The sequence below is a fragment of the bacterium genome, from assembly GCA_031082185.1.
Taxonomy (GTDB): Bacteria; Sysuimicrobiota; Sysuimicrobiia; order Sysuimicrobiales; family Humicultoraceae; genus VGFA01.
This window is the reverse complement of record JAVHLI010000002.1, coordinates 212643-238166: the sequence shown is the minus strand read 5'-3', so window position 1 is coordinate 238166 and position 25524 is coordinate 212643. Positions and strand designations below refer to the sequence as shown.

At 68.0% G+C, this 25524-nt stretch carries 24 protein-coding genes; 21 read left to right on the top strand and 3 right to left on the bottom strand.

The annotated features are described in order from the left end of the window. Positions 1-4: 4 nt before the first annotated feature. From RDU83_03510 to ltaE, 16 genes are all read left to right on the top strand, one after another. Positions 5-1024, top strand: coding sequence for a M50 family metallopeptidase (locus tag RDU83_03510; protein MDQ7840079.1), 1020 nt, complete (start codon positions 5-7; stop codon positions 1022-1024). 5 nt (positions 1025-1029) lie between these two features. Then, the gene (gene ispG, locus RDU83_03505; GenBank protein ID MDQ7840078.1) at positions 1030-2115 is read left to right on the top strand and encodes a flavodoxin-dependent (E)-4-hydroxy-3-methylbut-2-enyl-diphosphate synthase; all 1086 of its coding nucleotides are present in this window, start codon (positions 1030-1032) and stop codon (positions 2113-2115) included. Next, positions 2112-2780, top strand: a complete 669-nt coding sequence (locus RDU83_03500; protein MDQ7840077.1) for a rhomboid family intramembrane serine protease — start codon at positions 2112-2114, stop codon at positions 2778-2780. The genes ispG and RDU83_03500 overlap by 4 nt, the downstream gene beginning before the upstream one ends. 88 nt (positions 2781-2868) lie before the next feature. Then, the gene (locus RDU83_03495) at positions 2869-4074 is read left to right on the top strand and encodes a methionine adenosyltransferase (GenBank protein ID MDQ7840076.1); all 1206 of its coding nucleotides are present in this window, start codon (positions 2869-2871) and stop codon (positions 4072-4074) included. A gap of 135 nt (positions 4075-4209) precedes the next feature. Continuing rightward, on the top strand, positions 4210-4482 hold the full coding sequence (locus RDU83_03490) for a zinc ribbon domain-containing protein (protein MDQ7840075.1): 273 nt from the start codon (positions 4210-4212) through the stop codon (positions 4480-4482). Positions 4483-4544: 62 nt separating this feature from the next. Then, positions 4545-6143, top strand: a complete 1599-nt coding sequence (locus tag RDU83_03485; protein MDQ7840074.1) for a hypothetical protein — start codon at positions 4545-4547, stop codon at positions 6141-6143. A 20-nt stretch (positions 6144-6163) separates the two neighbouring features. Beyond that, positions 6164-6892, top strand: a complete 729-nt coding sequence (locus tag RDU83_03480) for a hypothetical protein (GenBank protein MDQ7840073.1) — start codon at positions 6164-6166, stop codon at positions 6890-6892. 8 nt (positions 6893-6900) lie between these two features. Further along, positions 6901-8487 carry a hypothetical protein gene (locus tag RDU83_03475; GenBank protein MDQ7840072.1) on the top strand — a complete coding sequence of 529 codons (1587 nt, stop codon included), beginning with the start codon at positions 6901-6903 and terminating at the stop codon, positions 8485-8487. A gap of 33 nt (positions 8488-8520) precedes the next feature. Then, a complete protein-coding gene (locus RDU83_03470; GenBank protein MDQ7840071.1) occupies positions 8521-9513 on the top strand; it encodes a MoxR family ATPase in 993 nt (330 codons plus the stop codon). After that, positions 9510-10397: a DUF58 domain-containing protein gene (locus RDU83_03465; GenBank protein MDQ7840070.1), complete on the top strand. Its 888-nt coding sequence runs from the start codon at positions 9510-9512 to the stop codon at positions 10395-10397. Before RDU83_03470 ends, RDU83_03465 begins: the two co-directional genes overlap by 4 nt. Further along, positions 10397-14815 (top strand): VWA domain-containing protein, encoded by a 4419-nt coding sequence (locus RDU83_03460; GenBank protein MDQ7840069.1) that lies wholly within the window; start codon positions 10397-10399, stop codon positions 14813-14815. Before RDU83_03465 ends, RDU83_03460 begins: the two co-directional genes overlap by 1 nt. Further along, the gene (locus tag RDU83_03455; GenBank protein MDQ7840068.1) at positions 14815-16062 is read left to right on the top strand and encodes a lactate racemase domain-containing protein; all 1248 of its coding nucleotides are present in this window, start codon (positions 14815-14817) and stop codon (positions 16060-16062) included. The genes RDU83_03460 and RDU83_03455 overlap by 1 nt, the downstream gene beginning before the upstream one ends. Then, positions 16062-16832, top strand: a complete 771-nt coding sequence (locus RDU83_03450; GenBank protein ID MDQ7840067.1) for an NAD-dependent deacylase — start codon at positions 16062-16064, stop codon at positions 16830-16832. Before RDU83_03455 ends, RDU83_03450 begins: the two co-directional genes overlap by 1 nt. Beyond that, positions 16829-17626, top strand: a complete 798-nt coding sequence (locus tag RDU83_03445; protein MDQ7840066.1) for an S-methyl-5'-thioadenosine phosphorylase — start codon at positions 16829-16831, stop codon at positions 17624-17626. Before RDU83_03450 ends, RDU83_03445 begins: the two co-directional genes overlap by 4 nt. 35 nt (positions 17627-17661) lie before the next feature. Next, positions 17662-17955, top strand: a complete 294-nt coding sequence (locus RDU83_03440) for a hypothetical protein (protein MDQ7840065.1) — start codon at positions 17662-17664, stop codon at positions 17953-17955. Next, a complete protein-coding gene (ltaE, locus tag RDU83_03435; GenBank protein ID MDQ7840064.1) occupies positions 17945-18991 on the top strand; it encodes a low-specificity L-threonine aldolase in 1047 nt (348 codons plus the stop codon). The genes RDU83_03440 and ltaE overlap by 11 nt, the downstream gene beginning before the upstream one ends. Here the strand turns inward: ltaE and RDU83_03430 are convergent. Genes RDU83_03430 through RDU83_03420 form a run of 3 tightly spaced genes read right to left on the bottom strand, consistent with a single transcriptional unit; the run spans position 18988 to position 21963 of the window. Then, a complete protein-coding gene (locus RDU83_03430; protein MDQ7840063.1) occupies positions 18988-20343 on the bottom strand; it encodes an MlaD family protein in 1356 nt (451 codons plus the stop codon). The genes ltaE and RDU83_03430 overlap by 4 nt on opposite strands. Continuing rightward, positions 20340-21149 carry an ABC transporter ATP-binding protein gene (locus tag RDU83_03425; GenBank protein ID MDQ7840062.1) on the bottom strand — a complete coding sequence of 270 codons (810 nt, stop codon included), beginning with the start codon at positions 21147-21149 and terminating at the stop codon, positions 20340-20342. The genes RDU83_03430 and RDU83_03425 overlap by 4 nt, the downstream gene beginning before the upstream one ends. Positions 21150-21165: 16 nt before the next feature. After that, the gene (locus RDU83_03420) at positions 21166-21963 is read right to left on the bottom strand and encodes an ABC transporter permease (protein ID MDQ7840061.1); all 798 of its coding nucleotides are present in this window, start codon (positions 21961-21963) and stop codon (positions 21166-21168) included. 240 nt (positions 21964-22203) lie between these two features. Here RDU83_03420 and infC point away from each other — a divergent pair, with 240 nt between their 5' ends. The 5 genes from infC (at position 22204) to RDU83_03395 (ending at position 25518) form a co-directional block, all read left to right on the top strand. Beyond that, positions 22204-22767, top strand: coding sequence for a translation initiation factor IF-3 (gene infC / locus RDU83_03415; protein ID MDQ7840060.1), 564 nt, complete (start codon positions 22204-22206; stop codon positions 22765-22767). Positions 22768-22785: 18 nt separating this feature from the next. Further along, the gene (gene rpmI / locus RDU83_03410; protein MDQ7840059.1) at positions 22786-22983 is read left to right on the top strand and encodes a 50S ribosomal protein L35; all 198 of its coding nucleotides are present in this window, start codon (positions 22786-22788) and stop codon (positions 22981-22983) included. A 48-nt stretch (positions 22984-23031) separates the two neighbouring features. Next, entirely contained in the window at positions 23032-23391 is a 360-nt protein-coding gene (gene rplT, locus RDU83_03405) for a 50S ribosomal protein L20 (GenBank protein MDQ7840058.1), read from the top strand. A 72-nt stretch (positions 23392-23463) separates the two neighbouring features. After that, on the top strand, positions 23464-24816 hold the full coding sequence (locus RDU83_03400) for a potassium transporter TrkG (GenBank protein ID MDQ7840057.1): 1353 nt from the start codon (positions 23464-23466) through the stop codon (positions 24814-24816). Between the two features lie 45 nt (positions 24817-24861). Further along, positions 24862-25518 carry a TrkA family potassium uptake protein gene (locus RDU83_03395; protein ID MDQ7840056.1) on the top strand — a complete coding sequence of 219 codons (657 nt, stop codon included), beginning with the start codon at positions 24862-24864 and terminating at the stop codon, positions 25516-25518. The last annotated feature ends 6 nt before the right edge of the window (positions 25519-25524 follow it).

Genomic DNA, 25524 nt, shown 5'->3' with positions numbered 1-25524 from the left:
GTCTGTGCACAACGTACTGGCGGCGATAGCCGCGTTTGGCGCCATGATCTTCGTGCACGAGTTGGGGCACTTCCTGATGGCCCGCCGCGCCGGGGTGCGCGTCCACGTATTCGCCCTGGGGTTTGGTCCCCAGATTGTGGGCTGGCAGAAGGGCGGGACGAGATACTCCATCAACCTCATACCCCTGGGCGGTTTCGTGCGCATGGAGGGCGAGGACAGCCAGGGCGGCAGCGGCCCTGACAGCTTCACCTCCAAGAGCGTTGGCGCACGGATGGCCATCATAGCCGCCGGCCCGATAATGAACATGCTTATGGCCGTGGTAATCCTGGCCGTGGCCGCCGGAACCGCAGGGATCCCCTCAGGACCCAGCACGCGCATCGGCACGGTGGAAAGCGGATGGCCGGCAGCGGCCGCCGGGCTTCAACAAGGCGATCTGATCGTGTCCATAGACGGCGTGACGATGCCGAATGGGGAGCGCATCATCGAAACGATCCACCGCAGCGCCGGGCGGCCGTTGGAGCTGCGCGTGCTCCGCGGCACGCAGGAGTTCACGGTGACCGTTACTCCCCGGCTGGACCCAGGGCGCGGCGTCGGCCGGATAGGGTTTTCCCCCGAGCCGCTCTGGAAACGCCTCAATCCTCCGGCGGCCCTCGCCTGGGGAGTGGAGCGGACAGGGCAGCTCGTGACCACGCTGAGCGGGGCCCTGGTGTCGTTGACCCGCGAGCGCAAGCTCCTGGAAAACTTGGGAGGGCCTGTGGCCGCCGGTAGCATCCTGGCGCAGGCGGCGGATTCCGGAGCGGCGGTGTTCTTCCATGTGGCCGCGTTTCTCAGTGTGATCATCGGGTTCTTCAACCTGCTCCCGCTGCCGGCGCTGGATGGAGGCCGCTTGGTGTTCCTGCTGGTGGAGGCGGTGCGCCGGCGTCCGCTCGACCCGCGCCGGGAGGGCCTGGTGCACACGATCGGTTTCGCCCTGCTGCTGCTGCTTCTGATCGGGCTGACCGTTCGTGACGTCGCGCGACTGTAGTCAAGATGCACCGTCTGCTGACCAGGAAGGTGAAGGTCGGACCGGTGGAGATCGGCGGCGGCGCGCCGGTGGCCGTGCAGTCCATGACCGTCACCGACACGCGGGACGTTGAGGCAACGCTGGTCCAGATCTACCAACTCGCCGCCGAGGGATGCGAGATCGTGCGGCTTGCCGTCCCCGACGCCGAAGCCGCCGCGGCGCTGGCCCAGATCAAGTCCAGGAGCCCGCTGCCGGTGGTCGCCGACATCCACTTCGACCACCGCCTCGCCCTCCTGGCCCTGGAGGCCGGGGTAGACAAGCTGCGCATCAATCCGGGCAACATAGGCAGCCGCGCACGTACCCGGATTGTAGCGCGCGAATCCAGGGCCCGCGGGATCCCGATCCGCATCGGAGCCAACGTGGGCTCGCTGTCCAAGGCCGCGCTGCGGAGGTTTGGCCGACCCTGTGCGGACGCGCTCGTGGAGAGCGCCCTGGAAGACGTGCGGGTTCTGGAGGACCTGGAGTTCCACGACATCGTCATTTCCGTCAAGGCGTCCGACGTGCCTATGATGATCGAGGCCTACACGGCTCTGAGCGAGCGGACCCGCTATCCGCTGCACGTGGGCGTGACCGAGGCCGGCACCGCATGGGCGGGTGGGTTGAAGTCCGCGGTGGGAATCGGGACTGTACTGGCCCGGGGGATCGGGGACACGATACGGGTGTCGCTGGCGGCCGATCCCGTGGAGGAGGTGCGGGCCGCGTATGAGATCCTCAAGAGTCTGGGACTGCGCTCGCGCGGGGTGCAGTTCGTGGCCTGCCCGTCCTGCGGCCGAGCCGAGGTGGACATCATCCGGATCGCCCAGGAAGTGGAGCAGCGCCTCCGCCACATCCCATCTCCCGTGAAGGTGGCGGTGATGGGGTGCGCGGTTAACGGACCGGGCGAGGCACGCATGGCCGACGTCGGCGTCGCCTGCGGACGGGGGATGGGGCTGATCTTCAGGGACGGGAGGATCGTGGCCAGTCTTCCGGAACACCAACTGATTGACGCGCTCATGGAGACGGTCTGGACGATTGCCCGCGAGCGGTACGGCGCGGTCGGGCCTGCTCCGTGATCCCGCTGCGGGACAGCACCCGCTCCGCGTCGCCGCCCGTGGTCGTCTACAGCCTCATCGCCGCGTGCGTCGGCACCTTTCTCTACGCCGAGAGCCTGGGCGGCGGCGCACAGATGGCCCTCTACGCCTCCCTGGGCGCGGTTCCCAAGGCCGTGACCGCCGGGCCGTGGCCCGATGCCTGGCTGGGCCTGATTACCTCGATCTTCCTGCACGGTAGCTGGGCGCACCTGGGCGGGAACATGCTCTATCTCTGGATCTTCGGGGACAACGTGGAAGATGCGATGGGGCACGGCCGGTTCCTGGCGTTCTACCTCGTCACCGGCGTGATCGCAGGGCTGGCCCACGTGGCCACCTCACCGTCCTCACCCGTGCCCCTGATAGGCGCGAGCGGCGCGATCGCCGGCGTGCTCGGCGCCTACATCGTCCTCTACCCGAGGGCGCGCATCCTGTCTCTTCTGATACTGGGGATCTTCGTTCGCCTGGCGGAGCTGCCGGCGGTGCTTGTGCTCTCCCTCTGGTTCGTTCTTCAGTTGCTCTCAGGCGTGGCAGCGTTGGGAGCCCCCGGGATTACCACGGTGGCCTGGTGGGCGCACATAGGCGGGTTCCTGGCCGGGGTTGTGCTCGTGCCCGCGTTAGCCAGGCGCCGCGGCATCCGCCCGGCGTAGCCCGAAGCCCCGGGCCGCTTCTCGCGCTACGCCGGTTCTGCTATAGTGTGGCGCGTGACCCGTATCGGGTTAGCCTAGGAGGGCGAGAATGCGCAACATTACCGTGGACGTCCTATCCCGCACGCCTGTGGCCCGTCACAAGGTTGAGATCGTAGAGCGCAAAGGGGTGGGCCATCCCGACTCGATCTGCGACGCTATCATGGAGCGGGTCTCGATAGCGCTGAGCCGCGAGTACCTGCAGCGCTTCGGCCGGATTCTCCACCACAACATTGACAAGGCGTTTCTGGTGGCCGGCAACGCGGAGATCCGGTTGGGCGGGGGCGTCGTGACCGAACCTATGCGGCTGATCTTCGGCGATCGGGCGACCGCTTTTGCCAACGGTGAGGAGATCCCGGTAGAAGAGATCGCGGTGGACACCGCCAAGGCATGGATTCGGGAGAACCTGCGGTTCGTGGACTCCGAGAAGCACGTAGCCTACGACGTCCAGATCAAGCCCGGCGCCCCAGAGCTGGTTGACATATTCCACCGCGCGGGCGCGCCCGTGGCCAACGACACCTCCGCGGCCGTGGGTTATGCGCCGCTTACGCCCACCGAGCAGGCAGTGCTGGACGTCGAGCGCCTGATGAACTCCCGCACCTTCAAGGAGCACTTCCCCGAGGTGGGGGAGGATATCAAGGTGATGGGATTCCGGCAGGGGGACGAGCTTCACCTGACCACGGCGGTGGCCTTTGTGGACCGGTTCGTTGACAGCGAGGCCACCTACATTCGCAGGAAGGCCGAGCTGCACGCGGCCGTATCAGACCGGCTGGCAACGATGCAGTCCTTCACCAAGGCTCAACTGTACCTGAACACGCTCGACGAGCCCGGCCGCGGAATCGGAGGCATGTACCTGACCGTGACCGGCACCTCCGCTGAGAGCGGTGACTCGGGCCAGGTGGGACGCGGGAACAAGGTCAACGGCGTGATCGCGCTGAACCGCCCGATGGGGACCGAGGCCGCGGCCGGCAAGAACCCGGTGTCGCACGTCGGCAAGATCTACACTATCCTGACGCACCAGGTGGCCAACAAGATCTACCTTGACGTTCCCGGCATTGATGAGGTCTACGTGTGGCTGCTGAGCCAGATCGGATCGCCCGTGGACCAGCCAAAGGTCGCCGCGGCCCAGCTCGTATTGGCGCGGCACGCCCGTCGCAGCACGGTGGAACGACGGGTGCGCGAGATCCTCGACTATGAACTGGCGAACATCCGGCAGCTGTCGCAGGATCTTGCCGAGGGGCGCTACCCGGTCTGCTGAGGGCCATCGGCTCCCCGGAGGGGCCGCCGGCTTCCGGGACCGCCGACGGGCCTCGGAATATTCTGCGAAGGATTCCGCGTTACCACTTGCGGATTGCCAAGAGTGGCAGGCTGGTTTGGTTGTTGGAGGGTTTAGATGCCGATCTATGAATACCGCTGCACGCGGTGCCATCACGACTTCGAGGTCTTCCGGCCTGTGGGTGAACCCGCGCCTGGGTGCCCGCAGTGTGGCGGGGATGCCCGGAAGGTGTACTCTTCGGTCGGCCTGATCTTCAAGGGCAGCGGGTTTCACAGCACCGACTACCGGAAGAGTCCGCCATCCGGCAACGGCGACACCGCACCAAAAGACCCTGCCAGCACTTCTGGGGCCACGCCGCCATCCGCGCCGGCCGCTTCCGAGAAGTCTTAGGGAAAGACCGCCCCGGTTTCACACCCGTCCGGGTAGCTTCTGCGGCCATCGCCGTCCTGGCGGTGGTCGCGTTTGTTGTCCCGGTCCCCGTCCATGCCGCGGCTGACCGCCTGCTGACCGTCGCGAGCCTTGGCTACGATGGTCGAGTGCGGTTGGGTGCCTGGACGCCGGTGTGGATTGATCTGGTAGTTCCACCCGGCGGTGTGGACGGAATGCTGCAAATTGACACTTTCGGCCCCTCGGGCCAGGCCGGCACAAGCTTTGCCGTGCCGGTTCGGGCGGCCCCGGGCGCCCGCCTGAGGGTGTTCGTGCCCGTGATCTTCTACGATGCGCGTTCGCCCGGCACCGTGCGGCTTCACGACCGGCTGGGGCAGGTGGCGTCGCTTGCTCTGCCGCGCCTGCGGCCCGTGGACGAGATCGCGGCAGTCCTCTCTGCCGAGCCGTTGGGCATCGAGGGTGTCGCGGTGCGTACATCCGGCCTCGGGGTGGCCTACATGGAACCGGAGGCGTTGCCCACTGTGTGGCAGGCCTACCAGTCGGTTCGGCTGCTGGTGGTTCGGGATCTGGATGAGCGCCGGATCACCGATCAGCAACGCCGGGCGATCCTTCAGTGGGTGTGGTCAGGAGGCCGGCTGCTGGCTATGCCGTCGGGAGACGACGTGCGGCACCTGCGCGGCCCGACGCTGGAACCCCTGCTCGCGCGTATCGCCGGGGGAGGCGTGGGGCTCGGTAGGACCACGGTGTGGGGGCACGACGCCGCCCTGCCTGAGCGCCGCGGCCGGCCCATCCAGGATCGGGCATGGGAGCAGGTGCTGGCAGGCGACCTCCCGGCCGTGGCGCCGGGCCTCGAGGCCACGGTGCCACCGGACCGCGGCGTGCCGCCGCGCACCCAGGCCGCGATCGGGATACTGGTTTTGGCATACGTGTTGGCAGCACGCAGGCTCAGCCGGTTCCTCGCCGGGCTCCGGCCCACAGGCGTGATCGCGACCGTTCTGGTGCTGGCGGTTGCCACCGGTGCGGCGATATGGACGGCCGCGCTCGCCCGACGAGCGGCGTCCGGTGTGGTTGCCTCCAGCGTTATCGAAGGGTTGCCGGGAACCGGTCACGGCCTGCTCGCGGTCGCCGCCAGGGGGGTCCACGCACACGGCGAAGGCGTCGCCGTGGTGACGGGACGGAACCTGCTGCTGCGCCCATCGGTCCCTGCCCGGCTCCGCGTTGTGCACTTTGATGGAACCTCGTTAGAGGGCAGCGCCGGGGGCGTGCTTCTCACCGGCACCGCGATCGTACCGCTGCCGATCACCGGGACCTTCGCACCGATGCCTGGGGGGGCCGAGGTCACCGTGGCCAACCGCTCGGGTCACAGGCTGGAGCCGGCCTGGGTGTACGCGGCCGGCAGGGTCCAACCGATTCCGGCGGTGGGGCCCGCGGCGCGGATTGCGCTCGATGATCGGCAGTGGCAGGTACCGGGAAGGCTCCAGCGCGCCGACCCCAATCCCGCCCTGCAGGCATGGGCGTTCGCGCGCCTGGAGGCCGGTGCTATACTTAGAGGAGAGCCGGCCTGGTTGCTAGGTTGGATCCGCGACCCTGCGGGCGGACTCCTATGGGGCAACCGACCAGAGCCGTCGTTGCAGCTCGTACTGGTACCTCTCACCGCGCCGTGAGCAGCGGCCGAGGTGCGGCCATGCCAGGCATCAACCCTGTGGCCCGAGGGGATCTGCGAATACGGCTGGGTACCTCCCGGGGTATCTGGACGCAGACTGCACTGCTGGCGGCCTGCGGGACCCTGGTGCTGCTGACGCTTCCCTCGGAGTCCGGCGCCTTCGGGCTGCGCGACGCCGAACTTCTCTCACTGCTGCTGACGGTCCAGATGCTCGCGGTTACCTATGTGTCGTCGGCCGTCGCTTCCTCCGAGCTGGCGCTGGAGGGAGAGAAGGGGATACCGGATTTGGCGGTGTCCGCGTTCTCCGCGCGGGCCATAGCGGCCGGCAAGTGGCAGTCCAGCGCCATCTACGCTCTCTACCTGGTCGCGATCCTGCTCCCACTGGTGGTGCTGGGTGCCGCCCTGCGCGGCGGCCAAGTGGCAACGGTCGCCCGGGCCGGAGTGCTGACCGTGGCCGTCGCCACGGCCGCGGGAGTCTGGGGTGCCTGGCTGGGTGGACGCTTCGTCTCGGAGTTCGCGCGCACCATCGTGCACTGGGGATCTCTGGCCGCGTTGTTCGGCGGGGCGGCGGCTTTGCCCGAGCCGTTGTGGGCGGCCAGCCCAATCCGCATGGTTGACCTCTTGGTGCACAGCGGGTGGCACTGGTGGATGGGCGTTGCAGGAACGGTCTATCTGGCCATCTCGTCCCTGGGTGTCCGCTTGATCGCCGGTCAGGTGGACGCAACGCGGGCCGAGGGCCGAGGCGGGTAGGGCCAACGATGGCAGCTTCAATTGAGAACCGGGGTGAGATGGAGCGCAACGAGGTCCTCTATACCGTTGAGGGTGCATGCCGGCGCCTGGCCGCGCGCCGCGCCTGGCTGTGGAGCGGATGGGTTGCGCTGAGTTGGATCCTCGTGGTGCTGGCGCTCGTGCTTGCGCGCGCCGTAATCCCGATCACCCTGCCCTACGCCTTGCTGTGCGGACTGGGGCTGGCTGCCGGCGTGCTCACCTTCTTGCTGCTGTTCGCCTTCTGGCGCGTGCCGCCTCTGATGGCCGCGCAGGTTCTGGACCACCGGTTCGAAGGTAGAGACCGGATGGCGACCGCGGTTGAGGTGTTGGCCGGAACGCACCCGCCCACGGCGCTGTCTCCCGCGGTGGTGGCCGATGCCGCGCGTTGGACAGCGGTCCACTCACCCGCGCGGAGCATAGGGTGGCTGCCCGGCCGTCCGATGTGGGCCGCCGTGGGGCTGGCCGCGGTTACGGTTGCATCCGGTTGGTTACTTACCGGGTTTTCGGTGCCCGGGACACCAGCGCGCCAGGTGGCGCAGACCATCCGCCAGGAAGGCCGCCGCATTGAGCGGGCGGCCGATGCGATGGAGGACCAGGCGCGTCTCGATCGCGCCCGGTCCTCCCGGCGCACGGCAGGTTCACTTCGGCGCCTGGGTGAGGACCTCCAGCGCGAGCGGCTGGACCGCTACGAGGCGCTCTCGCGCATCGAGTCGCTGGGCCGTCAGATCGAGGCCTCCCGGCGGCAGGTGAGGGCAAGGCGCGAGCAATCAGGTGAGAGGCCGGCCACGCCCGATTCCGCCCTACCCCAGCAGCTCTTCCGCCAGCGCGCCGCCCTGGACCGGACGATCAGGCAGTTCCAGGAGATCGCCGAGCGGCTGGCGCAGAACCCCTCACCCGAGGAGCGCCGTTCCCTGATGCGCCAGATCGAAGCCCTATCTGAGGGTGGGAGCGAGGGGGAGGTTCCAACCCGCGGGCGGGAGCAGGCCGCGGCGGCCCGGCGGCAGACGGCTGCCGGGAACACCGCAGGGGCCAGGCAGGCGCTGCGGCAGGGCGCCATGGACATGGAGGAGCTCCGGGCGATGCTGGCCGACGAAGAGGGATTGACGCAGGCGCAGCGCGACCTGCGCAGGTCTGCCGACCGGATAGCACGCGGAGGAAGCGGCGCGCCCACCCAGTCGGAGCAGCCGCCCGAGGCCGCTGTGCAGCCGGGCGGCGCGGCGCCGGGGCGGCGGCAGCTCCAGCAGGGAGAGGGACCGGCCGAGCAGGAGCCGCCTCCTGGTCCCAACCAGGGAACCACCGCCGGGCAGGGTGTGGTCCAGGACAGGCTGGGAGAGCGCACTCCGCGACTGGAGGGCGAGCGTCCGCAGACCCGCATCCGCGGGATGCAGGGCGAGGGCCGTGCCGCGACCTCGGATTTGCTGGGGCCCGGCAGGCCAGGGCAGGTGCGGGCGGTGCCGGGGCGCGCGGGAGGGACGGTGCGGGCTGAGGCCGACCGCTACATGTCGCGCATGCGCATACCGCCGGAATACCGCGAGATAGTACGCAGGTACTTCGATGCGCTGGTCGGGTCCCGCTAGACCGCCGCGCAGGGACGAGGAGACGAGCCGTTGATGGATGCCGCCACCTTCCGGACCACTTTTGCCGCGATCCGCCGCGAGATACAACGGGTTATGGTCGGGCACGAAACGCTGATCGAGCACGTGCTGTACGCGATGTTCGCCAACGGCCACGTGCTGCTGGAAGGCGTCCCGGGATTGGGCAAGACGCTGCTGGTCAAGACGCTGGCCCAGTGCCTGGACCTGCATTACTCGCGGATACAGTTCACGCCCGACATGATGCCCGCGGACATCATCGGCACGAACGTGGTGGTGCAGGACTCCGACGGCCGGCGCTACTTCCAGTTCCAGCGGGGGCCCATCTTCTCGCAGATCGTGCTGGCCGATGAGATCAACCGCGCCACCCCCAAGACGCAGTCGGCGCTGCTGGAGGCGATGCAGGAGAGGACCGTCACGGCGCCGGGCGGTCCGTACGTACTGGAGGAGCCGTTCCTGGTCCTGGCCACCCAGAACCCGATCGAGATGGAAGGGACCTACCCCCTGCCCGAGGCGCAGATTGACCGGTTCATGTTCAAGCTCAAGGTGGAGTCCCCCACGCTGCGCGAGCTGCTGGAGATCATGGACCGGACAACGGGTTCGATGCCGCTGGTCCCCAGCGTCGTGGCAACTGGCTCTGAGATCAAAGCGATGCAGGCGCTGGCGCGTGAGGTGCCCGCGGCGGATCACGTCCGGCTGCTGGCCGCCAGGCTGGTGCGTGCCACCCATGCCGGCGATGAGGCGGCAGGTTCCCTTGCCCGCCGTTTTGTCCGCTACGGCAGCAGTCCGAGGGGGGCGCAGGCGCTGCTGCTTACGGCCAGGGTGCGCGCCCTCGCCGAGGGAAGGGTCAACGCCAGCACGGAGGACATCCAGGCCGTTGCCCCGGGCGCGCTGCGACACCGCCTCATCCTGAACTTTGAGGGGGAGGCCGAAGGAGTGGATCCCGACGAGGTGATCCGCAGCATCCTGGCCGAGGTCCCGCCGACCCCGGCCGCCTCCTGGAGTCCATGACCGAGACGCCGCTGTTGCTCGAACCGGAGTTCCTGGCGCGGCTGGAACGCCTGACGCTGCGCTCTCGCCGATTGTACCGGAGCGGAATCCGGGGCGAGCGCCGCAGCGCGACGATGGGCCGCGGCGTGGAGTTTGCTGATTTTCGGCCATACCAGGTCGGCGACGATTTCCGGTACGTGGACTGGAACATCTACTCGCGCTTGGATCGCCTCTTCGTCAAGCTTTTCAGCGAGGATGAGGACGTCAGCGTGCACCTGTTCGTGGACTCCAGCCGGTCAATGGGATGGGGATGGCCATCCAAGTTGGACTACGCGGTCAGGACCGCGGCCGCGCTCGGCTACATCGGGCTGGCCAACCTGGACCGTGTGGGAGCGGTGGCTTTCAGCGACCGCGCGGTCCGCACGCTGGCGCCGCGCCGGGGCAGGTCGGGTGTCCTTGCCCTCTTCCGGTTCCTGAGCGGTATCGTCCCCTCCGGCACGAGCGATCTCGCATCCGCGCTGGAGGAGTATGCGGTCCGCACCCGGCGGCGCGGGATCCTGGTCGTGATCTCGGACCTGATGTTCCCCGGCGGGGTGGAGGCCGGACTGCGCCTGGCCAGATACCATCGCTTCGAGCCCTTCCTCGTTCACCTGCTTTCCGACGACGAGCTGGTCCCGGTCCTCGACGGCGACCTGCGCCTGGTGGACAGCGAGACCGGCTCCGCGGTGGAGGTTACCGCGGATGCCGCATCTGCCGCGGCCTACGCGCGCGCACGGGACCGGTACTTCGATGAGATCGAGCGGACCGCTCTGTCGCTAGGGGTGGAGTACCTGCGCGCGGCCACCTCGATCCCGTTCCAGGACCTGGTGCTCCGCTACCTGCGCAGGGGGGGGCTCATCGCCTGATGGTCCTCGGCGCGCCCGCGGCGCTCTGGTGGTTGGTCCTGGTCCCTCTGGTGGTCCTGCTCTACATGCTGCGGGCGCGCCGGGAGCCCCGCGTGGTTTCCAGCACGCTGCTGTGGGAGCGGGCGGCGCGCGATCTCGTGGCCCGGATGCCGGTGCGCCGGTTCGAGCGCAACCTGCTCCTGCTGCTTCAGGTGATGGCGATCGCCCTTCTGGCCCTGGCGCTTGCCCGGCCTTCCATATCACTCCCCGGCCTGGCCGGAGGCGGGGTGGTTCTGGTGGTGGACACCAGCGCCAGCATGCAGGCGACGGACGTCCGGCCCAGCCGCCTGGCCGTGGCGCAGCAGGAGGCCCGGGCGTTGCTGGCCGGGCTCTCTCCGCGCCAGCCCGTTGCGCTCCTCGCCGCGGGCGCCCGCCCTGTTCTGGTCGTCGAGCTTACAACCGACCGCGCCGCGCTGGGGAGGGCGCTGGGCAGCCTGCGGGCATCCGATGCCGGGGACTCGATCGCTGAGGCGCTGGCGCTGGCCGGCAGCCTGCGTGCGCACGGACGGGCTGCGGAGGTGCACCTCTTCAGCGATCAACCCCCGGCGGAGGCGCACGTGCGCTGGCACCGGGTCGGGCATGGGGCGCCCAACGCGGCGGTGACCGCAGTGCACGCCCGCGCCGACGCCCTGGGCCAGACGCGTCTGCTGGTAAGGGTTGAGGCCTTCGGCGGGAGTTTCCCTGATCAGGCGCTGGTGGTGGCGGTAGGCGGGCAGACCATCGCCCGCCGAACCCTCGGTCTCCTTCCCGGCACTCCTCTAACCGCGGTCTTCGACCTGGGGGCGATCAGCGGGGAGGTCACGGTCTCGCTGGAGGGTGACGACGCGCTGGCCGCGGACGACCGTGCCGTGGCGGCGGGCGGTCGGGAATGGCTGCCGCGGGTACTCGTGGTGGGCGAGGACAACCCGATATTGGATGCGGTTCTGCGGGCGGTGCCCCTCGCAGGGATCTCGCGCACCGAGGGGGTTGCGCCCTCGGAGTGGGGAGGGGCCGATGTTGTGGTGCTCGATGGGGTGCCGCCGCTCGAACTGGCTCCGGGCGCCTATCTGCTGATAGGCACCGTCGGTGTCAACCTGCCGGTGCGCATCGAGGGTGACACCGCCGAGCAGGTGGTCCGCACGGTGTCCGCCACCCATAGGGTGACGCGGATGGCAGATCTGCGCGGCGTCCGCGTGGGTGAAGCCATGGTACTCCGGCCCCAGGCCGGCACCGTGCTGGCCGAGGGCGACGTACCGCTCGTGTGGGTCTATGAGGGGCGTGGCATCCGGGCCGTGGTGCTGCCGTTCTCGCTGGCGGCGAGCGATCTTCCATCTTATGCTGCCTTCCCGGTGCTGATTGCCAACGCCCTGGACTGGCTTGCGGGCGGCGGTTTGGCTCTGGCGCCGGGTAATGCGCCAGTGGCGCTGGCCGGTCCCTGGCGTGAGGCCCGGCTGCATGATCCCGCGGGCGGTGTCCTGCAGGTACTCGAGCGGGACGGCATGTTCATGCTGCCGCCGTTCGACCGCGTGGGCGCCTACCGCCTTCGAACCGACGGATGGGAGCGGCGCTGGGTAGTGCCCGCGGTGGATAGGCGTGAGTCGGACCTTGAGGTCGCACCTTCCCCCATCAGCGCCACGGCGGCGCCGGTCCGACTTCCGTCCAGTATCCCGCTGGCGCGGTGGCTGCTTGGACTCGCATCAGCCCTGATCGCGGCGGAGTGGTGGCTGTGGACCCGCAGCCTGCCGCCCCGTTCGCGCCGGAGGAGGAGCCTGGTAGCCCTGCGGATGGGCGTGATCGCGCTTCTGGTGCTGGGCCTCGCCGGGGTTGAGATTGCCTCCGCGGTGGGAGATCTGACGGTGATCCTGGCTGCCGATCGCTCCGACAGCATCGGGCCGGCGGGCGCGCGACGGATGCGCGCGTTTCTGGACGAGGCGCGGTCCCGCTCGGGCCCTGGTCTGCGCGTGGGGTTGGTGACCTTTGGATCCAATGCCGAACTGGAAGAGGCGCCGTCCGCTCAGCCCAGACTGGCAATGGCATCGCAGCCCGGAACCGACGGCACCAACATCGCCGCGGCTATCCAGCGTGCCATCCCGGCCTTCCCCGCAGGGGCCGCGCGCCGGCTCGTGCTGCTTACCGACGGCCAGGCCACCGCCGGAGATCTGGCGCCGGCCCTCGCAGAGGTTCGGGCCCGAGGCATCGAACTGGTCGTGGCGCCGATGGCGTCCGATCCTGCCCCCGACGTTCTGGTCGAGGAGGTCACGGTGCCGGCCCTGGTATCGGTGGGTGAGCGGGTGCCGGTGGCCGTGACCCTGCGCGCATCCGCGCCGGCCGAGGCCGAGTTGCGGGTTCGAGCCAATGGAATTCTGCTGCTTACGCGGGATCTTAATCTGCGTGCAGGCCGCACCGGCGTGGACCTGGAGGTGTTGGCCGTGCAGCCCGGGCTGCTCCGTATAGACGCGACGATCGAGGCATCCCCGGACGCCGAACCGGGAAACAACCGAGCGTTCGCGCTCGGGTTGGTCTCGGGAGCGCCGTCGGTCATCTATGCCGGCACGCCCGCGGGTCCGCTGGCAGCCCTGCTGGAGTCGCAGCGGCTCTCCGTGCGCAGGATCTCGCCTGCCCAGCTTCCAGGGTCCGCGGCAGGGTACCACGGAACCTCGGCTGTTGTGCTCGATGATGTGCCGGCCTACCTGCTCTCTCCCCAGCAGATGGCCGCGCTGCGCGACTACGTCCGGATCGGCGGCGGCGGGCTGGTGGCGGTGGGCGGCACCCAGAGCTTCGGCATCGGCGGGTATGCCGGGACCCCGCTGGAGGAGGCGCTTCCCGTCAGCATGGACGTGCGGCACCGCCTGGCGATACCGACGATGGCTGTGGTCCTGGTGCTCGATGCCTCCGGGAGCATGGGGGGGTTCGGCAACGAGCTGGCCAAGGTGGAACTGGCCAAGGAAACCGCTCAGTCGGTGGTGGACCTGCTGGGAGATCGCGATGTAGTTGGTGTCCTGTCGTTTGATCAGGCGCCCCGCTGGCTCGTGCAACCCACGCCTGTCTCGCAGCGCGCGCGCATTCTGGAGGCGGTGAGCCGCATCCGCGCCGGAGGCGGCACCAATCTGTATCCCGCGCTCGTGGCAGCGCGGGAGCCGCTGCGGAAGGCAGAAGCCAGGGTCAAGCACATCATAGTGCTGTCGGACGGGCAGACCGATCCCGGCGACTTCCGCGGTCTTGCCACCGCGTTGGCCTCAGAGCGGATCACGGTGAGCACGGTCGCCATAGGCCGTGACGCCGACGTTGACATCATGCGCAGCATCGCGGGATGGGGCCGCGGCCGGGCGTACGTTGCCCATGATGCCTACAGTATCCCCAGGATCCTCGCGGCAGAGGCGCTCCTGGCAACACGTTCGTACGTGGTGGAGGAACGCTTCACCCCGCGCCTCGCGGGCGCCTCCGCGCTGGTCGCGGATTTGGGACCGGTGCCGCCGCTGCTGGGCTACCTTGTGACGGCCCCCAAGCCGTCAACAGAGGTGATCCTGACTTCCCACCAGGACGATCCGATCCTGGCGGCATGGAACTACGGCGTCGGACGGGCCGTGGCGATCACGACCGACGCGCGGTCTCGGTGGACCGCTCCCTGGAGCGGTTGGAGCGGTGCGGCGCGGTTCTGGTCCCAGGCGGTGCGGTGGGCGATGAGCCGCCAGACCGGATCGCTGGACGTTCACGCCGAGACGGTCGGTGAGCGGGTGCGCATCGTGCTCGACGCGCGCGCCACCGACGGCTCTCCCTACATGGGCTGGGAGGCCGCCGTGACGCTTGCCGGCGATCGTGGCGAGGTGGGGGCGGCTCCCCTCGTCCAGACCCGGCCGGGTTGGTACGAGGCCGACCTTCCGCTTCCGCCGCCTGGGGCGTATCTTGTTAGGGTGGTTGCGTTCGAAGGCGGCCGGCAGACGGGCCGGTTCACGCTCCCGCTGGCGGTGCCGTACTCGCCGGAGCTCCGGCAGGTTGGGCTGAACCGAGCGGTGATTGCGCACATGGTGGAAGCGGCAGGCGCGCGTGTCGTGGCAACGCCTGCCGAGGCTCTGGCGCCCCCGCTTTCTCCCGAGCGTAGGTCAAGGCCGCTATGGCCCCTCTTCGGCGCCATGGCAATGGTGGGGTTTGCGGCCGAGGTGGCGCTCCGCCGCCTCTCGGCGATCGAGCAGAACCTGGGGCGCCTGGCGGCGATGGCGGCGGCCGTTGCAAGGAGAGCACCGGCCCCAGACGACGCGGAATATGACGCCGCCGATAGGTGGCGCATCGAGGACGAGGCCGAGGCAGCGGCGCGCGCCGCCTCCATGGAGACGGCTGCCCGCCTCTACATCGCCCGGCTGCGCCGCCAGCGCACCCAACGGGACAGGCCTGGAGATCATTGATGACGGCACTTCCCGCAATGCACGCGATACACCGGCGCCTGCCCGGCACGAGGATTCCCGACCTCGAGGAGGCGACCCACCAGGCGCTGGCGCGCCTGGAGCTGGATCCGCGGATCAGGGGGAGGCGCATCGCGCTGACCGCGGGCAGCCGGGGGATCGCCCAGATCGCGGTTGTGTTGCGGGCCGCGGTGGATCACCTGCGCCGCTGCGGGGCCGATCCGCTGGTTGTGGCCGCCATGGGCAGTCACGGCAGGGGCACGAGCGATGGGCAGCGCCGGTTACTCGCGCATCTCGGCATTACCCAAGAAACGGTGGGAGCGCCGATCTCGACACGCATGGAGACCGTGGTCATCGGACACACGCCGGACGGCTTGGCCGCCTTCTGCGACCGCGCAGCTGCCGGCTGCGATGGGATCCTGGTGGTCAACCGCATCAAGCCCCACACCATCTTCTTCGAGCCGTTTGGCAGCGGCCTCATGAAGATGCTCGGTGTCGGTTTGGGCAAGGTTGAGGGCGCAACGCAGATTCACCGGCAGGGGCTGACTGCGCTGCCCGGCGCGATTCGCGCGATGGCACAGGTGTACCTTGATCGCGGCATGGTGGTGGGAGGGCTGGCCGTTGTTGAGAATGCCCGCGACGAGCCGGCCATCGTCGAGGCGCTCTTCCCTAACGAGCTGGTGGAGCGGGAGATGGCGCTTTTTGCCAGGGCGCGCGAGATGATGCCGCGCCTGCCCGTGGAGGAGATGGATGTCCTCGTGGTGGACCGGGTCGGTAAGAACTTCTCCGGCACCGGGATGGATCCCACCATAATCGGGCGGATGCGCGTCCCCGGAATGCCGGAGCCCGCCTCTCCCCGGATCGGCCGCATCGTGGCCCTGCGCCTCTCGCCCGAGTCCGAGGGCAATGCCAATGGCATCGGTCTTGCCGACCTTACCACGCAGCGGCTGGTGGACGCCATTGACCGGGAGGTTACCAACCTGAACGCTATTACCAGCACTTTTATACAGAGGACGTTCATTCCCATCACGCTTCCATCCGACCGCGACGCGATAGTTACGGCGTTCAAGACGCTGGGCATTGACGAACCCCGGAAGGCCAGGGTAGTGCGCATCGCGAACACCCTGCACTTGGAGCGCCTGTTGGTATCCCAGGCCGTGGCCGAGGAGATGCACGACCAGGAAGGGGTCGAGATCGGCGAGGGTCAGGGGTGGCCGTTTGACCCAGATGGGTGGCTGATTGACCTATGATGAGCACGCTTGAAGCGGCCTCGCTGCTGAGGATGGCCGGAGGAGCGATCGTCTTCACCGGCGCCGGTATGAGCACCGAGTCGGGTCTTCCCGATTTTCGCTCAGCGTCCGGCCTGTGGGCGGGAGTGGATCCCATCGCGGTTGCCTCGCGAGGGACGCTCGAGCGGCGGCCTGAGGTCTTCTACGACTTCTACCGCGAGCGACTCTGTCACCTGGGCGGCGCGGCTCCCAATATCGGCCACCGTGCTCTTGCGGCGATGGAGCGCGCAGGATGGGTGAAGACCGTGGTCACCCAGAATGTGGACGGCCTCCATCAGGCCGGAGGTTCCTGCCGCGTTATCGAACTGCACGGCAACCTGCGGGAGTCGGCGTGCATCGGGTGCGGAGAGCTGGGCCCCGCCGCACGGCTTCGCACCGCGATTGGAGCCGGCGGCCTGCCGCGATGTCCTTCGTGCGGCGGCCTTTTGAAGCCCAACGTGGTTCTCTTTGACGAACTGCTGCCAGAGGAACCGTGGCAGGCCGCGGTGCGGGCCGCCCGCGCCAGTCGCCTGATGCTTGTTGTGGGCTCATCGCTTCAGGTTACTCCCGCGGCCTACCTGCCCCTGGAAACGCTGGAGGCCGGTGGCAGGCTCATCATCGTCAACCGCGAACCGACGCCGTACGACGATCGGGCTGCGATTACCATAAGGGCAAGCGCCGGGGGCGTGCTTGCGGAGATCTCGGCCCTGCTCGAGCACGACATGTGCAGGAGGAGGCGTGAGGCCGGATGAGCGAGGCAGAGATCGGCGTGATTGGAGGTTCTGGGTTCTACTCGCTGCTCGAAGGCGCGCGGGAGGTGGAGGTCGATACCCCGTACGGGCGGCCCAGCGACGTGGTCACCCTGGGCGAGGTCGCGGGCCGAAAGGTGGCGTTTCTGCCCCGACACGGCCGGCGACACCATTTGCCGCCGCACGCCATCAACTACCGTGCGAACATCGCGGCGATGAAGCAGCTTGGGGTTACCCGCGTGATAGGTCCGGTGGCCGCGGGCAGTCTCCAGGCCCACGTCCGGCCGGGCGAATTCGTGATCTGCGATCAGCTCGTGGACCGAACCAGCGGTCGGCGCGACACTTTCTTCGACGGACCGGAGACGGTGCACGTTAGTCTGGCCGATCCCTACTGCCCGCAGCTCCGGAGCGTGGCCCAAGAGGTGTCCAACCGGCTGGGTCTGAGCGCGCACCCCTCAGGTACCGTGGTTGTCATACAGGGGCCGCGGTTCTCGACCCGGGCGGAAAGCCGCTGGTTTCGCGCATCCGGCTGGGAAGTCATCAACATGACCCAGTACCCAGAGGCCCTGCTGGCCCGGGAGGCCGAGCTGTGCTACCTGAACGTCTCGCTGATAACCGACTATGATGTAGGGGTGGAGGGCGACCCGCAGGCCGCACCCGTCAGCGCGGAAGAGGTGCTCCGCAACTTCCAGGCCAACCTTCCCCGGCTGCGGGAGCTGATACTGGGCGTGGTGGCCGCGGTGCCCGGTGAGCGCACGTGTCGTTGCGGGTCCGCGCTGGCCGGTGCCCGTTCGTAGTCGGGCGCACAAAAAAAAGTATCGGAGGGAGATCGATGATCAGCGCGCGTTCAGAAGGCGATCAGTCGGGAAGGTGGTTGGGTCTGTTTGTATTTCTGTTGGGGATCCTTTTTCTGGTGATTGTCTTTACGCTGGCCTACCGGGATATTACCGGTGCCGGCGTCATCGGGCAACTCACGGGCTCTGCTCCTTCGGTGGACGCGGGCGAGGCGCTGCGGACGCTGGCCCTGAAGGGAGTGCTGTTGTTCCTGATGGCGTATGTCGGGTCAGCCGTGGCCGGCCGCGGCATCGGCCTGTACTCCGCCTCCAGGGCTCCCCATGAGCAGTAGCTCTCTGCCGCGCGCCATAGACCTGCGCAGCGATACCGTGACGCATCCCACCGAGGCGATGAGGGAGGCAATGGCGCGCGCCGAGGTCGGCGACGACGTCTACCGCGAAGACCCCTCGATCAACGCGCTGGAGGCGCTGGCCGCAGAGCGCACCGGCATGGCCGCGGCCATCTTCGTTCCCAGCGGGACCATGGCCAACGTGCTGGCGGTCATGGCCCACACGCAGAAGGGCGATGAGGTGATCGCCGACTCAGAGGCCCACATGCTGCACTACGAGGGCGGAGCGCTTGCCACCCTAGCCGGAACCATGCCCCGCGCCCTGCCGACGGAGTGGGGGTGCATCAGCGGCGAGCAGCTCGAGGACGCGCTGCGGCCGCCGAACGTACACTATCCTCCCACGCGGTTGGTCTGCCTGGAGAACACCCACAACCGGCACGGGGGGACTGTGATTCCATTGGGGCAGATCGAGGATTTGGCCGCGACCGCTCACCGTCACGGCATACCCGTGCACATGGATGGGGCCCGGATCTTCAACGCGGCCGTGGCGCTGGGCGTGCCGGCATCCGCGCTGTCGGCGCCGGTTGACTCGGTGGCGTTCTGCCTGTCCAAGGGGCTCTCTGCGCCGGTGGGGTCGCTGCTCTGCGGCGAATCCGGGTTCGTGGACCGCGCCAGGCGCTTCCGCAAGATGCTCGGGGGCGGCATGCGGCAGGCCGGAGTGCTGGCCGCCGCCGGAATCGTGGCCCTAGGGCAAATGGTGGACCGCCTCGCCGATGACCACCGGATTGCGCGCACGCTGGCCGCATCACTTGGCGGCATCCCCGCTCTGGAGATTGATCTGGCCCGCGTGCAGACCAACATCGTTCGCCTGGACCTGATCGGACACGACGCGGTCGCGGTCGCAGAGCGCCTGCGGGAACGCAACGTCTGGGTTGGTGCCTCGGGTCCGCGCCGGATTCGGCTTGTGACAAACCGCCATATCACCGCCGATGACGTGCCGATCGTGGTCCGGGCGTTCCAGGCGGTGCTGGTCGGCTAGAACCTCTTGAACATCCCGATCCCGAAGGTCGGTTGGGAGAACACGCTCTGTGCCCGCAGCGTTATACCGTAATCCGGTCGGAGGTAGTAGCGGGCGTAGAGGTTCAGGCTGATGCTGCTGATGTTGTAGAGGTCCAGGGCATAGGAGGTGCTGGGCGACGCGTGGTAATCCAGACCGACGCCCAGGTGAGAGTCAATCAGACCGTAGCGGAACAGCGTCCGCTCGTCCAGCTTGTTGCCCACCTGCAGCCCAATGCGGTTGGCTCCTCCGACCTCCCGCCATGTAAACAGGTAGGTACGCGGCGCATCCGGCAGCAGCGTGAAGCTCACGTCGTGCGCCAGGCGCGTTCCGTCGTGCCAGAACGCGTACTCGAGCCGGTAGGCGCTGCGGAAGTCCGGGAGTTCCAACCGTTCGGGCAAGATCCGCCCGACCCGCTCAACCACGCGGTCGGCGCGTCCGATCGCAGTTCGGGCCTCGCCCACCGCCAGCCTGGCGTCGGTGATCGCGGTTCGAGCCTCGGCCAGCGAGGAGCGCACGGCGCGGACCTCCTGCTCGTTGACCACGCCGGAGAGATCGCCCACCATCTTCTCGATTCCCGCTGATGCCCTTTGGATCGAGGTCACGGCCGCCCGAACCTGCTCCGCGGTGCGCCCGTCCCCGGCCACCTGCCTGACCAGCGTGCGTACCTCTCCGGCGGCCCCCGCCAGCTCCACAGCCATGCCGCGCAACTGACGGGCGATCTCGGGAATCTCGCCCGTAACCGTACGGTCCAGCGTCCGCGTGGTACGCTCCACGTGGTCGGCCGCGCGTGCCATCCGGGCCGATGCCTCGCGCGCGTTGCGCACGGTCTCGCGCAGACCTTCGGCGAGGTCCGGATCGCCTATGACCCGGTTGACGCTTGACAGCGCCTCCTCTGCGCGCTTGGCCACCGAAACCACGCGGTCGAGCAGTTCGTCGGTCGTCAGGGGTTCGGTACCCGTTACCACCGACCCCGGCGCCAGGGCCGGGGCGCCGGGCGGGCCCGGGATAACCGTTACCAGACGATCACCCAGCAACCCCGCGGAGGCGATAGAGAAGCGCGATCCCTCGGGGATGGAGACCCCATGGCGCACGCTGAGAACGACGTCCGCCTTCTTCTCCGGTGTGAGACTGAGTCGCTTCACGCGGCCGACCTCGATCCCTGCCATGTGCACCGGAGCCCCCAGGGTCAGGCCGCCCGCGTTGGCCACCCGGAGGTGCAGGGTGTAGCCCTGATCGCGGATCGCGAACCCTCCGCGCAGGAAGGCTATGGAACCGACCAGCGCCACGACCCCCAGCAGCGTGACGATCCCCGCTTTGGTTTCCGCGCTCATGAAGCCCTCACCTCGATCGCACGGGTGTCCAGGAACCGCCGGACGAACGGGTCCGTGGATGCCAGGATCTCCTCTGGCGTACCGGAGGCGGTAAGGCGTCCGGAGTCCATGACCGCCAGCCGGTCGGCCAGGTGAAAAGCGCTGTCCAGACTGTGGGTGACTACCACCGAACTCACCCCCAGCTCCGCCCGCAGCCGCAGGACAAGCTTGTCCACGGTGTGCGCGGTCAGCGGGTCAAGCCCGCTGGTAGGTTCATCATACAGCATGAGAGGGGGGTCGAGCGCCAGGGCACGGGCGATGCCGACGCGCTTGCGCATGCCTCCTGACAGCGCCGCAGGCGTGAGGTCTTCGGTGCCGTCCATCTCCACAAGTGCCAGCATATCGCGTACCCGCTCGGCAATCTCCCCCTCGGTCAGGCGGCGGTGCCGGCGCAGGGGGAACGCCACGTTCTGTGTCACGGTGAGCGAGTCAAACAGGGCGGCTGACTGAAAGACGACACCGATTTGGATCCGCAGCGCGTCGAGCTCATGCTCCGACATGGCGTGCACCGGCTGTCCGAAGACCAGAACCTCGCCCCGGTCGGGTTTGACGAGGCCCACGAGGTGCTTGAGCAGGACGCTCTTTCCACAGCCGCTGGGGCCCATGATTACCTGGATCTCGCCGCGGCGGACCTCCAGGGAGAAGCCGGCCAGCGCCACGGTCGGACCGAACGACTTCCAGAGATCCGACGCGACGATGACCGCTTCACCCGGCGTGCCCGGGGGATGTTGTTCAACCATTGTTCCCTCGCGCGCCTTCTTGTTCATCACTCCACGCAACAGCCTAGAAGAAGATCATGTCCAGGAAGTAGTTGAACACGAGGATCAGGACAATCGCGACGACCACCGCGCCGGTTGTCGCGCGCCCCACGCCGTCCGCGCCGCCGGTGGTGTTGAGGCCCCGGTAGCAGCCCACCGAGGCGATAATCAGTCCAAAGAAGACCGCCTTGATCAGGCCGACCACGATATCGTACGGCCAGAGAAACCGTTGGATCGACGACATGAAGGCGCCGCCGCTGATCCCGGCGGCGGTGGCCACGGCGTATCCGCCGGCCCCGCCCACGACGTTTGCGAAGGCGGTCAGGATCGGCAGCGCCAGGGCCGCCGCAACCAGCCGCGGGACCACCAGGTAGCGTACCGGATCGGTGGCCAGCACGCGCAGGGCATCGATCTGCTCGGTTACGGCCATCGTGCCGATCTCCGCTGCCATGCCCGCGCCCACCCGGCCGGCCGCGGTGATCGCCGTGAAGACCGGTGCGGCCTCACGCGCTATGGAGAGACCTACCAGCCCGCCGACGAAGCCCTGGCCGCCGAAATCCGCCAGCTGCCGCGCCGTCTGATAGGCCAGGACCATGCCCGAGAAGGCGCCGGTGATCAGAACGACCGGCACGGACTCAATTCCGATGCGGTTGATCTGGACCACCGTCTCGCGGATCTCCAGCCGCCCGCGGAGCACCCAGCGGAGCGCCGCGGCCAACATCTGGGCGGCCCTGCCGAGTTCGGACAGGCCGTGGAGGACCGCGCTGCCGAGCGCGGCGACCGGCGAGTGCGAGCCCCGGGTCTCTCTGGAGTTCCCCCGCATACTCCTACTTCGTTCGGTGTCATGGCGCGTGTTTCCCCTGCGGGGGGCGCGCGCTGCTACGGGCCGGTGCATACGATTGACGGCCACATACCCCCGTGCTATACTCCGCAAGGTCTGGCAGCCGAAAGTAGAAGCCATCCGCTTCTCACCCGGGCGTTCAAGAGGTACCGCGATGCGACCCGGGTCGCTGTGGCAGCGGCGCGAATGTGGGGATGGCACCTGCCGTCCCCTTTTTGTTTCTTGGGCTGTCGGACGATCTCAAGCACGGGGGGCCAAGGAGGGCGAGAGAGCATCGAACGCGAGACTAGGATCAACGACCGGATAAGAGTCCGAGAGGTGCGATTGATCGGTCCCGGCGGCGAGCAGCTGGGGATCGTGCCCACCCGTGAGGCGCTCACGCGCGCCCAGGAGCACACTCTGGACCTCGTGGAGGTAGCCCCCACGGCGTCCCCGCCCGTGTGCAAGATCATGGACTACGGGCGGTACAAGTACGAGCAGAGCAAGCGTGACAGGGACGCCCACCGGAAGTCGCGCGGCGGCGATCTCAAGGGCATGCGGATGAGCCCGAAGATAGGCGAGCACGATTTCCAGGTCAAGATCCGCCGGGTGATGGAGTTCCTCAAGGACGGCGACAAGGTCCGGGTCGCGATGTGGTTCCGGGGGCGCGAGATGGCCCACCCAAAGGTGGGGGAGGCATTGCTCCAACGGTTGGCCCTGGCGGTGGCAGAAGTCGGGGTGGTCGAGGGCATGCCCAAGCAGGAAGGCAGGAACATGATCATGCTCCTCGCCCCTCGCAAGGGGTAGGAGACGGGAGAGGGATCGGTGCCAAAAACAAAGCGACACCAGGGCGCCACGAAGCGCATCAGAACGACGGGGTCAGGCCGCCTGACGCGGGGGCGCCAGCACGGCGGGCATCTGAAGGTCAAGAAGAGCCCCAAGCGCAGGCGCTCTCTGCGCGCAGTGGTCTCCGTACACGCCAGCGATGAGAAGCGGTTGCGGCGGTTGCTCCCCGGCCAATAGCGCATTGGGGGTCCGCCAGGCAGTGTCCCAACGGAAGGTGGGTTGGTCATGGCACGCATCAAGCGCGGCGTCACAGCACGTCGCCGCCACAAGAAGATCCTGCGACTGGCGCGGGGGTACCGGGGCGGCCAGAGCCGATGGTACCGCCTGGCCACGCAGTATGTAACCCGCGCTCTGGCGCAGGCATTCGCGGGTCGGCGCCTGCGCAAGCGGCAGTTCCGGCGGTTGTGGGTCACCCGCATCAACGCAGCCGCGCGCGTGAGCGGCGTTTCGTACAGCCGGCTGATCAGCGGCCTACGCAAGGCGGGCGTGAGCGTGAACCGCAAGGTCCTGGCCGACCTGGCGGTGAAAGACCGGACGGCCTTTGACGCGCTGGTCGCGCGCGCCAAGGCACATCTGGAGTCCTAGCCGCCGGTAGTTGGTCCCCGGCGGCTCCGTGCAATGCCAGGGATGGGCGTGGCGAGGACGCCGACTCTGTAGATGGTTCGCCAGTTCGCGCTGGCTCGACATCCCTGGTCAGGACGGCTGACCCTCAGCCCCTCCCAGACCATCATCATTGGCTTCATAACGATCATCCTGGTCGGAGCGGTGCTGCTCAGCCTGCCGGCTGCCTCCGAGTCGGGTCGGCCCACGCCCTTTCTCACCGCGCTCTTCACCGCCACATCGGCGACGTGCGTCACCGGCCTGACGGTCGTGGACACCGCGGATCACTACTCGTCTCTTGGCGAGCTGGTGATCCTGGTGTTGATACAGCTCGGGGGATTCGGATACATGACCTCGTGGGCGCTCCTGGCCCTTGTTCTGAGATGGCGAATCGGGCTTCGGGAGCGGATCATCCTCACCGAGTCCCACAACCTCTACGACCTCGGGGGCGTGGTGCGGTTCACGCGGCGCCTCATTCTGATGACGCTGATCGTGGAAGCGTCCGGAGCGACGATTCTGACCTTGCGCTGGATGGGCGAGGAGCCGTTTGTACGCGCGCTGTACCTGGGGGTCTTCCACAGCATATCGGCGTTCAACAACGCCGGGTTTGACCTGATGGGTGGTTTTAGGAGCCTGACCGCATATGCCGGCGACCCGGTGGTGTCAATGATCATCGCGGGGCTCATCATCCTTGGCGGCCTCGGGTTTTCGGTACTGTTCGATCTGCGCTCGCGGCGCCTGACGCTGCACTCGAAGACGGTGCTGTTGGCCACGGGGATGCTGATAGGCATCGGGACGGCGTTGATCGCGCTGTTTGAGTTTGCCAACCCCAAGACGCTGGGAGCCCTGCCGGTTCCCGCGCGGCTGCTCGCGGCCTTCTTCCAAGCGGTGACGCCCAGGACCGGGGGGTTCAACACCATTGAGATCGGGGCGCTGGCGGAGCCGACACTAATGCTCATTGCCGCGCTCATGTTCATCGGTGCATCCCCCGGCGGTACGGGCGGAGGCATCAAGACGACAACGTTCATGGCGCCACTGGCGGTGATTCTCAGCAGCATCCGGGGAACCGGGGAGCCGGTGATGTTCGGACGCCGGATTATGGTCCAGAATATCAACAAGGCCCTGACCATAGCCTTCGTCTCGCTGGCCTTCGTGTTCGCGATGTCGGTCATGCTTGCCGCCATTGAGCGCGTGGAGTTCCTGCCGGCGCTGTTCGAGATCACGTCGGGCTTCGGGACCGTGGGGTTGAGCACAGGGTTGACGCCACACCTCTCACCGTGGGGCAGGATTATCGTGATGCTGACCGTGTTCAGCGGCCGCGTCGGGTTGCTGACGGTCGCGTTCGGGCTGACCCGGTGGCACCGGCCGCCCCGGGTGCGCTATCCTGAGGAGAGGCTGTACATCGGATAACGACGTGAGCCCGGCGCCACGGTCGGATCATCCGGGCGGGTGGAGATGACGATGAGCGAATTTGCGGTGATTGGAATGGGGCGGTTCGGCCGGAGCGTAGCGGCGACGCTGCACCAGCTAGGGCACCGGGTGCTCGCGATCGACAAGAACGAGGACTCGCTCCGGCGCATAGCCGATGACGTGACGCATGCGGTGCAGTTGGACTCAACGGACGCCGAGGCGCTCAGGGGCGTTGGGATTGCGAACATGGACGCGGTGGTCGTGGCGATCGGCGCTGCCATGCAGGAGAGCATCCTGACCACGCTGATCCTCAAGGAGCTCGGCTGCAAGAAGATCGTGGCCAAGGCCTCCAACGACCTGCAGGGCAAGGTGCTCGATCGCGTCGGTGCGGACGTGGTTATCTACCCAGAACGCGACATGGGCGTGCGCATCGCACACACCCTCTCGTCGCCCGGGGTCCTGGATTACATTGAGATCTCACCCACGTTCTCGATCGAGGAGCTCAGCGTGCCCGATCGCCTGGTGGGCCAGACACTTGGGAGGCTGGATCTCAAGGCCCGTTTCGGCGTCAGCGTGCTGTTGATCCGCCGGGACAGTCAGTTGCTGATCTCCCCTGACCCGGAGACCGGTCTTCTGGCCGGGGACGTGCTGGTCGTGGTGGGGGAGAACCGGCAGCTTACCAGGCTGGAGACCTCACTCTAGCCAACC

Coding starts and splice junctions, on each gene's coding strand:
- RDU83_03465 (MDQ7840070.1), top strand. CDS start 9,510: ATGACCGAGACGCCGCTGTTGCTCGAACCGGAGTTCCTGGCGCGGCTG.
- rplT (MDQ7840058.1), top strand. CDS start 23,032: ATGGCACGCATCAAGCGCGGCGTCACAGCACGTCGCCGCCACAAGAAG.
- RDU83_03475 (MDQ7840072.1), top strand. CDS start 6,901: ATGGCAGCTTCAATTGAGAACCGGGGTGAGATGGAGCGCAACGAGGTC.
- RDU83_03470 (MDQ7840071.1), top strand. CDS start 8,521: ATGGATGCCGCCACCTTCCGGACCACTTTTGCCGCGATCCGCCGCGAG.
- ispG (MDQ7840078.1), top strand. CDS start 1,030: ATGCACCGTCTGCTGACCAGGAAGGTGAAGGTCGGACCGGTGGAGATC.
- RDU83_03395 (MDQ7840056.1), top strand. CDS start 24,862: ATGACGATGAGCGAATTTGCGGTGATTGGAATGGGGCGGTTCGGCCGG.
- RDU83_03430 (MDQ7840063.1), bottom strand. CDS start 20,343: ATGAGCGCGGAAACCAAAGCGGGGATCGTCACGCTGCTGGGGGTCGTG.
- RDU83_03420 (MDQ7840061.1), bottom strand. CDS start 21,963: ATGCGGGGGAACTCCAGAGAGACCCGGGGCTCGCACTCGCCGGTCGCC.
- RDU83_03425 (MDQ7840062.1), bottom strand. CDS start 21,149: ATGAACAAGAAGGCGCGCGAGGGAACAATGGTTGAACAACATCCCCCG.
- RDU83_03460 (MDQ7840069.1), top strand. CDS start 10,397: ATGGTCCTCGGCGCGCCCGCGGCGCTCTGGTGGTTGGTCCTGGTCCCT.
- RDU83_03495 (MDQ7840076.1), top strand. CDS start 2,869: ATGCGCAACATTACCGTGGACGTCCTATCCCGCACGCCTGTGGCCCGT.
- RDU83_03450 (MDQ7840067.1), top strand. CDS start 16,062: ATGAGCACGCTTGAAGCGGCCTCGCTGCTGAGGATGGCCGGAGGAGCG.
- RDU83_03480 (MDQ7840073.1), top strand. CDS start 6,164: ATGCCAGGCATCAACCCTGTGGCCCGAGGGGATCTGCGAATACGGCTG.
- ltaE (MDQ7840064.1), top strand. CDS start 17,945: ATGAGCAGTAGCTCTCTGCCGCGCGCCATAGACCTGCGCAGCGATACC.
- RDU83_03490 (MDQ7840075.1), top strand. CDS start 4,210: ATGCCGATCTATGAATACCGCTGCACGCGGTGCCATCACGACTTCGAG.
- RDU83_03445 (MDQ7840066.1), top strand. CDS start 16,829: ATGAGCGAGGCAGAGATCGGCGTGATTGGAGGTTCTGGGTTCTACTCG.
- RDU83_03455 (MDQ7840068.1), top strand. CDS start 14,815: ATGACGGCACTTCCCGCAATGCACGCGATACACCGGCGCCTGCCCGGC.
- RDU83_03400 (MDQ7840057.1), top strand. CDS start 23,464: ATGGTTCGCCAGTTCGCGCTGGCTCGACATCCCTGGTCAGGACGGCTG.
- RDU83_03440 (MDQ7840065.1), top strand. CDS start 17,662: ATGATCAGCGCGCGTTCAGAAGGCGATCAGTCGGGAAGGTGGTTGGGT.